Source organism: Guyparkeria sp. (genome assembly GCF_041687595.1).
Classification (GTDB): Bacteria; Pseudomonadota; Gammaproteobacteria; order Halothiobacillales; family Halothiobacillaceae; genus Guyparkeria.
The window spans coordinates 2,177-13,739 of record NZ_JAWLBP010000008.1 but is presented as its reverse complement, the minus strand read 5'-3'; the positions used below and the strand labels follow the sequence as shown (position 1 = coordinate 13,739).

Genomic DNA, 11,563 nt, shown 5'->3' with positions numbered 1-11,563 from the left:
CGATCGCACTCCGAACTATCGTGAAAACAGCCTGAGCCTGGTGGGAGCCGTCGCGCTTGGCACCGGGGTCATGATCGGGGCCGGGATCTTCGCCCTGACCGGCCAGATGGCCGAGATGACCGGACCGCTGTTCCCGCTGGCCTTCATCGCCGCGGCGGTGATCGTCGGGTTCAGTGCCTACAGCTACGTGAAAATGTCGAACGCCTATCCCTCGGCGGGCGGGATTGCCATGTACCTGGAGAAGGCCTACGGCAAGGGGCTGTCCACCGCGTTCCACGCGCTGCTGATGTACTTTTCGATGGTGATCGCGCAGAGCTTCCTCGCCCGCACCTTCGGTTCCTATACCTTGCAACTTTTCGACGTCGCCGACATGGACATGCTGGCTCCGACACTCGGCGTCGGGTTGCTGCTGTTCGCCTTTCTGATCAATCTATCCGGCAACCGGCTGATCGAGGAATTCGCCTCCTGGCTCGGACTGATCAAGATCGGCGGCATCCTGCTCTTCGGAGCCGTCGGGATACTCGCCGCCGACACCCTCGCCGTCCCCGATGGCAGCGGGGGTGGACCCGATGCCAGCATCAGCGGTTTTCTAGCGGCCACCGCACTGGGCATTCTCGCCTTCAAGGGCTTCACCACGATCACCAACAGCGGCTCGGAGATCACCGACCCCCACCGCAACGTTGGCCGGGCAATCATCATTGCGATTCTCTTGTGCGTCGGCATCTACGCCCTGGTCGGAACCGCCGTCGCGATCAACCTCTCGCTGCCGGAGATCATAGAGAGCCGCGACTACTCGCTCGCGGCCGCCGCACGCCCGGTGGCCGGCGAATGGGGACTGTGGTTCACGGTCATCCTCGCGATCATCGCCACGGCCGGCGGGATCGTCGCCAGCATCTTCGCGGTCTCGCGCATGCTGGCCATGCTCACCGAGATGGAGCTGGTGCCGCACAGCCATTTCGGCATGCCCGGCAGCATCCAGAAGCACACGCTCGTGTACACGGTAGTGCTGGGCCTGATATTGACTGCCTTTTTCGACCTGTCGCGAATCGCCTCGCTCGGGATCATCTTCTATCTCGTGATGGACATCGCGATCCACTGGGGGGTGCTCCGCCACCTGCATCGAGACGTCAACGCCAACCGCGGCATCCTCGCCACCGCGATCGGCCTCGACCTGCTGGCCCTGGGCGGCTTTCTCTGGGTAAAGCTCCACAGCGACCCGCTGGTGGTTGCCATCGCCGCGGCGGGCATGCTCGCCATCCTCGTCGGCGAGGCGCTGTTCCTGCAGCGACGCACCGCCAACTGATCCGTCCGCCGTCACGACCAAAGAAAGAAGGCCCCGTTTCGGGGCCTTTCCACGACGGTTGACAGACGGCTCAGTGAATCGGCTCGTGAATGAACTCGATCACCGCGCGGGCATCGTCCGCCGCCCGGGTAAAGGCGTCCGCGGCTGTCCCCTGGTAGGTCTGACCGTCAAAGACGGCATCCATGAGCGGCTCGGTCACCTGACTCGCCGTACCATCACCGTTGTCCACCCAGTAGGTGACCTCGTCGTGGTAGACCGCTGCCCGATCGTAGGTGAATCCGGTGAGATCGTAGTACGCATTCTCGGGATTGTTGATTCCCAGGATGGTGTTCGTATAGACGACCATGTCCAGGTTGATTTCGCCGTACTTGTTCGCGGCTGCGGCAAGGAACGACGCGGCCTGCTGGAGGGTCCAGCCGCTCTCTTCCGGATTCGTCATGGCCTCGACGTAAAGGGCCAGGTTCTCCACCGGGGAGTCGATGGTGTAGACCTCACCGTCGGCCGCCTCGACCACGATCCGTCCGGCCGCGTCGGTTTCCATTACCCCGTCGGCATCAAGCGCCATGGTCCGTTCCGCCTCGGCGAGCGCCCGGGCCAGCACGCTCGCCGGCGCTCGGCCGACGTTCAGGCGCCCCAACTCGACCTCCTGCAACGCCGTGGGGTCGGAGACCTCGCCCTCGTCGTTGTAGGGAATCACGTTCCCGTCGGCGTCCAGGAACTGAACCCGACCGTCATCGTCCAGAACCGGCTCACCGTTCTCGTCGCGAAGGATGATGGCCAGTTCGCCGTAGATGCCCCCCTTCTTGCCGCCCGAACCGGCGGGCGCACCGGTTCCCGGCTTGCCTCCCCCACCGGCCCAGTCGGGTCGTTCTTCCGTGTCGTCCAGGCTGTCGAGATGATCCCGTCCCTTGCCCCGGAACACGCTGTCGACCAGTCGCTGGCTGCCAGCACCGGCATGGGCACCGCCCTTGCCGGCCGGCGGACCGCCTTTCCCACCGGGACCACCCCGGGAACCATGCTCCGTGTCGTCGTGATCGTCGGTGTGGCCGTCGACGTGAGTGGAGCCCGTGTCGTGGCCACCCCCACCCGAACGGCCGCCGGAATGGCCGTCCTCAGCGGCATGAGCGGCCGACAAGAAAGACATGCCGGCAGTCGAAACACCGGTCGAAATCATCGATACCGACAGCAGACCAGTCAGGGTCAGCGCCGTCAGCAGCGGTCGATATGGATATTGCTTCGTCTTGAGATGGTTCATGCGGAACCTCCTGGTGCAATTACCCGAACGGGCGGCTCCCGACCCCGGAACGGCACGCGTGTTCTGAACGAGAAAGGCCCCTCGAAGGGGCCTTTGTGTCATTTCCCAGCCATGTGTCGACGGCGTCGATCAGTGGATCGGCTCGTGGATGAACTCGATCACCTGCAGGGCATCGTCCGCTGCCTGGGCGAAGGCGGCTGCCCCGCTCAGGGTATCCGTCCCCTCGCCATCGAAGATCGCATCGATGATCTTGACGTCTTCGATGTAGGTGGCCGTCCCGTCACCGTTGTCCACCCAGTAGCTCACCGTGCCGCTGTAGGCGTCGTCCCGGTCGTAGCTGAACGTCGAAAAGTCGAAGTACTCGCCATCGGCGTTGATCTCGAGGATCGAGTTCAGGTAGACGACCATGTCGACCGAGATGTTTCCGGTCTTGCTCGACCCGGCCGCGAGGAAAGTGGCCGCATCATCCAGCGTCCAGACCGTGTCCGGGTTGGTCATCTCATCGAGGTACAGCGCCAGGTTTTCCAGCGGCGAATCGATGGTCAGCTCCGTGCCATCCTCCTGGACAACGACGATGCGCCCGGCCTCGTCGTACTCGAGCACGCCGTCGGCATCGGTGGCGATGATGCTCTCGGCCTCGGCGAGCGCACGATCAAAGACCTGGGGCGGCGAACGCACGAGGTTCGTTCGACCGAAATCGACTTCCTGCAGCAGCGAGGCATCCGCGACCTCGGTAAATCCCTCGTCCTCCGGATCATCCGACTGGTAGGGAATCACGTTGCCATCGGCGTCCAGGAACTGCACGCGCCCCTGATCGAGGATCGGCTCACCGTTGTCGTCACGGAGAATCACGTACAAGTCGCCATAGAGGTCGCCCTTGTTGGTACCGGCACCTGGCGGCTTGCCAGTATCCCCCTTGCCGCCACCTCCGGCCCAGTCGGGGCGATCCGTGTCCTCGTCAACCATCGTGTCGAGCCGGCCGCCCTTGCCACGCAGGACGCTGTCGACCAATCGCTGACTATCTGCCCCGGCATTGCCCCCTTGGGCGCCTTGGCCCTGCATGCCCGCGCCGGCACCCTGTCCTCCGTGACCGTGCTCGGCGGCGTGAACAGTCGAAATCGGCACGAGATTCGTCGTGTAGGTGTTGCCCAACAACATCGGCGTGGCAATTAGCCCCGCAGCGAGCAGGCTACCCGTCAGGACCGAGCGCGCGTGGCCGGTAATATGCATCGTGTTCATGTGGGAGCCTCCAATTTAATTTTCCCTCTCACACTTATATGCCCTAAACCGTGGCAACGAAATGAAATAAACCATTAGTTTTACACCACTATTTCCTGGTCCAGCTTATAAGGATCGCTCGTTCACGCCGGGGCAGTCGTTGCACCGCAGGGGCCGGGCTCGAGCATGGGATCGCTTAAAGCAGCCTTCAGCTCCCCGGCACGAAAAACCCCGCCTCGGGGGCGGGGAAATACACGTACCTGGTAATGGCGACACCCGTTTAGAAGCGGTAGCCCACCCCGACGCGGAACTGGTCGGAGGTATTCTCCCAGCGCACCTCGTCCGCATTCGCTCCGTCACCATGACCGGTGACGAACGCGATGTCGCCATAGTCGGTGCGGCTGTAGTCGAAACGCACGAAGGTATTGGGCGTCAACGGCACCTCGGCCCCGAGGCCGTAGCGATCACCGATCTCGATCTCGTCACGATTGATGTCGTTGCTCGCCTGCGCACCCTTCGCGTAGCGGCAGTTGAACTGGCTTCTAGCCTTGCCCAGGCGGGCATACAGCAGGGTGCCGTTGTCCAGTTGGTAGCCCAGCCGTGCAGCCAATGCCTGGCCGCCCTTCTTTTCCAGCGAGAAGTCACGTCCCCCACCTCCCGGGGTTTCACGCTCGTGCCGCCACTCGCCCGAACTGGAATCCGCGCTCAGTTCAACCCCTAAGTAGATTCGATCCCACTGGAGGCCGTAACCGGCGAAAATCCCGGTATCGAGGCCGGTATCGCCGAAATCGGCACTGAAGTCGTAGGGTCCCTGCCCCTGGCTGCGGTGCTGGGCATCCATGTCGGTGGCAAGCATCATCTGCCCGAGCTGGGCACCCGCGTAGAGCCCGCTCACATCCCCGCCGGTCGGGTCGGTGGGCCGGTAAGGCTGACCGCCGAAGCGCCAGCCAAGGCCGATACGGAAAAGCCCTTCAGCGTTGTCGAACCGTTCGACCGCCTCCGGACCGCTGCCATAGGGGACGTCGTAGGCGTCGTAGTCGGTGTGGCTGTAGTCCAATCGCCAGAAGAGGTGGTCGCCGGCGGGCACGTCCACGCCCACGCCGACGCGCCGGCCGGTCTGTCGGTCGGTCTGGTCGGCGGCCTCTGCCGGGGCATCGTTGGCCTGGTAGAACGTGTCGAACTCCGTGCGCACCGCTCCCAGGCGGGCGTAGAGCAGCGCGCCGTTTTCCAGCACGCGGCCGCCTCGCAGGCTTGCCCCCCATGAGTCGTTCGTGTCCAGCGAGAAGGTACGGCTAGTGCTCTTGTTCTTCGCGTGGATCCAGTCACCTCCCCCGCGCGACCCCTCCAGCTCGATACCGGCATACCAGTTGTCGCGCGTCGTCAGCCCCCAGCCGGCAAATGCCCCGGCAGTCGACCCGGTGCCCTGCATGTCGCCGTCATCCGTACCGTGACTCCCGCGCGGCCCACTGGTGGCGGCAGCCATCCCGCTCATGCCGAGCTGGGCCCCGGCGTAGAGCCCGCCATCGATGCCGCTGCCGCGTTCCGCGTGCAGCCGTGAGAACCGGCCCATGGCCGGCAGCTTGTCGTGAACCGGGTACAACAGGGCCTTGAGACTGAGATAGACCTGGTCACGCTGGTAGTTCCCGGCAAGCAGGTCCACGTTGCCGTCGTTCGCGACATACCGGTAATCCGAGTCGCGCTGGAAGTGCCGGTAGTCGAGCTGCAGGAGGAGGTTGTCGGTGAGCTTGTATTCCACCCCGAATCCGGCCCCGACGAGGTCGTCGGCACGATCGACCTCCTGGTAGTCGGCCTGGCCGTAGGAGACCATCGCCGACAACGTCGTGCGCGGTGTCAGCCGGTGTTCGGCCAGCACCTCGGCCCGGCTGTAGAGATAACTGGAGGCCACCGCGGGCAGACCGTCCTCGAACTGCCAGTAGGTGGTTTCCTCCAGCGAGCGGTCGATCGACCCGGTCACGCGCGTGTAGGGTGTGGCCTGCCAGGCGAGTTGAGCCCCGACATCAGGCTCGCTGACCGACGAGAAGCGGGGATCATCGAACTCCTGGTAGAGGGCCCCGCCGTAAACCTCGCCACTGAGGCGGTCGCCGAGGTTGGCGATCACGCCGACGGCAGCGCGGTAACCGGAGGAATCCCGCTCGTAACCCAAATCATCCGGCGTGTTGCGGTAACGCCGCTCTTCGGCCGAGACCTGCACAAACGGCTGGATCCTGGGCGTGCGCAGGTAGCTGATGCGCGCACCGAGCGCGTAGATATCGCGGTCGCGATCGTCGTGGTTGATCGGATCCCCGTCTACCCCCACGCCATTGTCGTAGTCGAGGCGCTGGGCCGTGCCCCCGACCCGGACGACGGTCTGGCCGATGCGACGTGCATGGCCGGCGTGTGCATCCAGGCTGTCGTAGCGGACGGGCTCCTCGCCCTGGAACCCCTCCGGCGAGGTGCGATCCTCGTGCGACCGGCTGACACCCAGGCCGCCAAAGACATTGGACACCGCGTTGATGTCGTAACGCCCGTCGGCATTCAACCAGAAGTCGTTGTAGTCCTCGTCGGGGTTATCCCGGTAGCGGGCGAGATCCGCCCCGGCATTGACGTTGAGCTCATGTCGCGACCAGTCGGAACGCACAGCGATGCCGGGAGACAGAACGCCGATCGTGTCCGAGATTTCCTCCTCGTGCGTCCTCACCCCGGTCGGGAGGGAGCCGTTCACACCGAATATGTTCGTGTCGTAGAGCGTCGTGACCCCCAGGGAGGGAAAGAGGCGAAACCCGCCGGCCCGGAGACCGCTGGGCGGCAGGCCGGTAGATGGACCATCGTCCTCGATCGCGTCCGACGCGCTCGCCCCCCGCTCAGTCTCGGGCTTCTGCTCCACTTCCTGAGCAAGGACGTGGCTCACGCCAATGCCTGGCGTCAGAAGCCCCAGAGCCACGGCGATGGAAAATGAAAGTCGCTTCATGATGGCTGGCTTCTCGCTATGCAGACGATGACCAAGCCTATTCACCTCGTGAAAGCCGATCACCGGTACTTCCCTATTCTTAGTCCGAACCGACGTCCCAGTCGATCATCGTGTGCGGCTCGACGTCATATCGAGTCCCTCAGGGGCCCAAACGCCCCCGTGGGCCGCTCATCAGAGCCATACGACCGACGGATCAGCCGCGAACCAGCACCGCCCCCGGGGGCACGTGTCGTTGCAAATCCCGGCAATCCCCCGGTGGCGGCTGCTGGCCAGGGTCCCGATCCGGATACCAGATGCGGCATTCGCCCGGGGGCGGGAGGTGGCCGGAGGGGACCATGACCGGCTCCATCGAGACGTCCCCGTAGGGATAGATCACCACACCACGGTAGTCCCCTCCGGGGCCGGTGGCGGCACAGCCACCGAGAAACAGGGTCGCGGCCAGCAGAGCGACGCCGACCCCGGGCAAGCGAATGGAAGGGAGACGGAATGCGCTAGCCGACATGGCCTTTCCTCCGATGGTTGGATCAACCCTCATCCCGGGCCCCTGACTCGTTCTGGCGAGCGAAGTACTCCCGGGTGACGGCGAACACGGTGCCGGAAAGCGCGATCAGCGCAATCAGGTTCGGAATGGCCATCAGGGCGTTGAGAATGTCGGCGATCAGCCAGATGATCTCGAGGTTGGCGATCGCTCCGATGAACAGCGCCACCACCCAGACGTAGCGGTACGGCTTGATCACCTTGACGCCGAACAGGTACTCGGCGCTGCGTTCGCCGTAGTAGCTCCAGGCGACCACCGTGGTGAACGCGAACAGCACCAGCCCGGCGGTAACCACCCAGTTGCCGCCGCCGAGACTCTCCGCGAAGGCCGCGGAGGTCAGTGCCGCACCGCTCTCGCCGGTGGTCCAGACCCCGCTGAGCACGATGACCAGCGCGGTCATGGTGCAGATGATGATGGTGTCGATGAAGGTGCCGAGCATGGCGATCGTGCCCTGCCGCACCGGGTCGTTGGTGCGCGCCGCGGCGTGGGCGATGGGCGCCGAACCCAGCCCCGCCTCGTTGGAGAAGATGCCGCGCGCGACCCCGAAGCGGATCGCCGCCCAGACGGCGGCCCCGGCGAAGCCGCCGGTGGCCGCCGTGCCCGTGAAGGCGTCACTGACGATCTGCGCCAGCGCCGCGGGGACGTCCGTGATGTTCATCAGGATGATCACCAGGGCCACGCCCACGTACAAGAGGGCCATCGAGGGCACCAGGTACTCGGCGAGATGCGCAATGCGACGGATCCCGCCGATGATGACCGTGAACACCAGCACCGCCATCACGACCCCGGTGAGCCAGTGGGGCACGGCGAGATTGGAGTTCAGCACGTCGGCCACGGAATTGGCCTGCACCGTGTTGCCGATGCCGAAGGCGGCGATCATGGCGAACAGGGCGAAGGCCGCCCCCAGCCATTTCCACTTCGCGCCCATGCCGTTCTTGATGTAGTACATCGGCCCGCCGACATAGCGGCCGCGCTCGTCCACCTCGCGGTAGCGAACGGCCAGCACCGCCTCGGCGTACTTGGTCGCCATGCCCACCAGCGCGGTCAGCCACATCCAGAAGATCGCCCCGGGACCGCCCAGGGCGATCGCGGTGGCCACCCCCGCGATGTTGCCCGTGCCGATGGTCGCCGAGAGCGCCGTGGCCAGCGCCTGGAAGGGCGTGATGTCACCGCGGTCGTCCTTGGCCGCGTGTCGGCCACGGAACAGCTGTCTAAAGCCGTAGCCGATCCGGCGGATCGGCATGCCGCGCAACCCCGCGGTGAGGTAGAGCCCCGTGCCGAGCAACAGGGCCAGCATCACCGGCCCCCAGACGAATCCGCTGATGCTGCCGAGGAATTCCTTGAGTGCGTCCATCGTCGTATCCCTGATTTCTTCCTGGTGATTCGGTGCCGACAGGTCCAAGTCGGAGCGTAGCCGGTTCGTGACAAAGCATGCCACACGTGATGCGTCACAAAGTAGCGTGCCCATGCCGATCCTCGCCGGCCGACCGGCACCGACGTGCTAGTCTCGAAGGATAACGAATAGGCACACAGGCAGCATGAGAGGATCCCATGTCGGAGCCGTCCCCGCTTGACGAGAAGGCGCTGTTCCAGCCCTGCAATCTTGCCCGACTGACCTTCGAGACCACTGCCGATCTCGAATCGCCGGCCGCTCCGCCCGGACAGGAACGTGCGCTCGATGCGCTCGAATTCGGAACCGAGATCGAGGATGGAGGATTCAACCTCTTCGCTCTGGGGGCCACCGGCACCGGCAAGTACGCTGTGGTGCGCGACTTTCTCGAACAGCGTGCCCGACGGGACGACCCGCCCTCGAGCTGGGCCTACATCTACAACTTCGAGAATCCCGACCAGCCGCGGCTGCTTCGCCTGCCGCCGGCCGCAGGAAGGGCCTTGCAGGAAGACCTGGAGAAGCTCGTCGAGGAATTCCGCACCGCCATTCCGGCAGTGTTCGAGAGCGACGAGTACCACAACCGGGTCCAGGAGCTGCGCGAGATCTTCAAGCAGCGACAGCAGGAGGCCATCTCCGAAGTCAGCAAGGAGGCCGAAGAGAAGAACGTCGCGATGGTGAGCACGCCAACCGGCTTCACCCTCGGCCCCTACCGCGACGGCAAGATCCTCGATCCGGAGGAGTTCCACAAGCTGCCGGAAGAGGAACAGAAGGCCTGGCAGGATGCGATCAACGAGCTCGAGGAAAGGCTCAAGCAGACACTGCAGCAGATTCCCAAGTGGCAGAAGGAAGCACGGGAAAAGCTGCAGGAGCTCAACGAAGAGATGCTGCGAGTCGCGGTCGGTCAGCAATTGCAGGCACTCGAGGAAACCTGGAATCACCTGCCTGACGTGATCGCCTTCCTCAAGGCCATCCGCGAGGACATCATCTCGCACGTCAATGACCTCGACGAGAACGGCAGCACCGTTCCCGAGGAGATCCTCAACCAGTACCAGCTCAACCTCATCGTGGACAACGCCGACCTCGAGGGTGCGCCGGTGATCTACGAGGACTTCCCCACCCACGCGCGCCTGATCGGACGTATCGAGCACTACTTCCGCGAGGGGGCGTTGCTGACCGATTTCCGGCTGATCCGTTCCGGGGCCCTGCACCGCGCCAACGGCGGCTACCTGATCATCCACGCCCGCCAGGTCCTGATGCAGCCCTTCGCCTGGGAGACGCTCAAGCGGGCGATCTACGGCAAGCAGGTCCGCATCGAGTCGCTCGAACAGATGTATGCCGTGTTCACCACCATCACGCTCGAACCGGACCCGATGCCGATCGACGTCAAGATCGTGCTGATCGGCGACCGCCTGCTCTATTACCTGCTGTCCGAATACGATCCCGATTTCGCCAAGCTGTTCAAGGTGCAGGCGGACTTCGAGGACAACCTCGACCGGACCCCCGAGCACGAGATGGACTACGCCCGCACGCTGGCCGCCCTCGCCCGGCGCGACGGGTTGCGTCCGCTGGACCCCGTCGCCGTGGCTCGCACCATCGAGCATGCCAGCCGTCGCGCCGGGGACCAGGAGAAGCTTGACGCCGGCACCCGGCCACTGGCCGACCTGCTCGCCGAGGCGAACCACCTGGCGGACAAGGCCCGGGACGAATCGATCACGGGTGCGCACATCGAGGAGGCAATCCGCCGCAAGGAAAAGCGCGCCGAACGGCTCCGCGAGCGGGCCGTGGAGGCGATCCTGCGGGACACGATCCGGCTCCCCACCGACGGCGAGACGGTCGCCGCCGTCAACGGCCTCGCCGTCACTCAGCTGGGCGACTTCAGTTTCGGACTACCCACGCGCATCACGGCGACGGCGCGCCCCGGTCGCGGCCAGGTGGTCGACATCGAGCGCGAGGCCAAGCTCGGCGGCAACATCCACAGCAAGGCGGTGATGATCCTGTCGCGGTACCTCGGCAGCCGTTACGCACCGGACGGCGAACTCTCTCTGTCGGCCAGCCTCGCCTTCGAACAGCTCTACGGCACGGTCGAGGGCGACAGCGCCTCGGTGGCCGAGCTCTGCGCGCTGGTCTCGGCCATCGCTCGCGTGCCCATCCGTCAGTCGCTGGCCGTCACCGGCTCGATCAACCAGCTGGGCGAAGTCCAGGCCATCGGCGGGGTCAACCAGAAGATCGAGGGATTCTTCCGCGTCTGCCGCGACCGGGGTCTGGATGGCACGCAGGGGGTGCTGGTCCCGCGCAGCAACCTGCCCCACCTGATGCTCGACCAGGAGGTCCGCAGCGCGGTAGCCGCGGGCCGGTTCCACGTGTACGCGATCGACCACGTGGACGACGCGCTGACCCTGCTGACCGGACGGAACGCCGGCGAGGCGGACGCTGCCGGCCGCTTCCCGGCGGGCAGCATCAACCGCGCGGTGGTCGACCGTCTCGAGGCCTTCCACGCCGTCACGCGCCACCGGGACGACAGGGCCGGCCCGGACAACAACCATGGATGATTCGTCGGGTGCCATCGTGGTCCTGCTGGACACCTCGCCCGCCAGCGAGGCCGCCCTCTCCGCGGCCGCGCGACTCGCCCACCACCGCAATCTCGAACTGGTCGGCCTGTTCATCGAGGAACAGGATCTGCTGTATTCGGCCGCTTATCCCTTCGCCCGCGAAATCAGCGCCCTGTCCGGGACCAGCCGTCCCTTCGATACCGAAATACTGCGCAGCCGTCTCGGGCTGCAGCGACGCCGCATCGAACGGCAACTGCAGGACGAGGCCACGCTTTTTTCCCTTCGTTGGCGACTGCATGTCGAGACGGGATCGTCGGTCCAGGAGGTGCTCGCAAGCACGGG

General features: G+C 65.1%; 7 protein-coding genes and 1 pseudogene. 3 read left to right on the top strand and 5 right to left on the bottom strand.

What is annotated here, in order from left to right; translation table 11 throughout:
* Positions 1-1,303, top strand: a 1,303-nt coding sequence (locus tag ACESL5_RS02560; protein ID WP_372591216.1) for an APC family permease, incomplete at its 5' end; no start/stop codon positions are given.
* A 70-nt stretch (positions 1,304-1,373) separates the two neighbouring features.
* Here ACESL5_RS02560 and ACESL5_RS02555 read toward each other — a convergent pair.
* From ACESL5_RS02555 to ACESL5_RS02535, 5 genes are all read right to left on the bottom strand, one after another.
* A complete protein-coding gene (locus tag ACESL5_RS02555; RefSeq protein ID WP_372591215.1) occupies positions 1,374-2,558 on the bottom strand; it encodes a hypothetical protein in 1,185 nt (394 codons plus the stop codon).
* Between the two features lie 129 nt (positions 2,559-2,687).
* Positions 2,688-3,797 carry a hypothetical protein gene (locus tag ACESL5_RS02550; protein ID WP_372591214.1) on the bottom strand — a complete coding sequence of 370 codons (1,110 nt, stop codon included), beginning with the start codon at positions 3,795-3,797 and terminating at the stop codon, positions 2,688-2,690.
* A gap of 259 nt (positions 3,798-4,056) precedes the next feature.
* Positions 4,057-6,744, bottom strand: coding sequence for an outer membrane beta-barrel protein (locus ACESL5_RS02545; RefSeq protein ID WP_372591213.1), 2,688 nt, complete (start codon positions 6,742-6,744; stop codon positions 4,057-4,059).
* 193 nt (positions 6,745-6,937) lie between these two features.
* Positions 6,938-7,246, bottom strand: a complete 309-nt coding sequence (locus ACESL5_RS02540) for a hypothetical protein (protein WP_372591212.1) — start codon at positions 7,244-7,246, stop codon at positions 6,938-6,940.
* Between the two features lie 22 nt (positions 7,247-7,268).
* Positions 7,269-8,636 (bottom strand): alanine/glycine:cation symporter family protein, encoded by a 1,368-nt coding sequence (locus ACESL5_RS02535; protein WP_372591211.1) that lies wholly within the window; start codon positions 8,634-8,636, stop codon positions 7,269-7,271.
* A gap of 197 nt (positions 8,637-8,833) precedes the next feature.
* Here ACESL5_RS02535 and ACESL5_RS02530 point away from each other — a divergent pair, with 197 nt between their 5' ends.
* The gene (locus ACESL5_RS02530) at positions 8,834-11,221 is read left to right on the top strand and encodes a Lon protease family protein (protein ID WP_372591210.1); all 2,388 of its coding nucleotides are present in this window, start codon (positions 8,834-8,836) and stop codon (positions 11,219-11,221) included.
* Positions 11,214-11,563, top strand: a pseudogene (locus ACESL5_RS02525) (hypothetical protein); the annotation flags it as partial. The gene ACESL5_RS02530 and the pseudogene ACESL5_RS02525, both read left to right, overlap by 8 nt.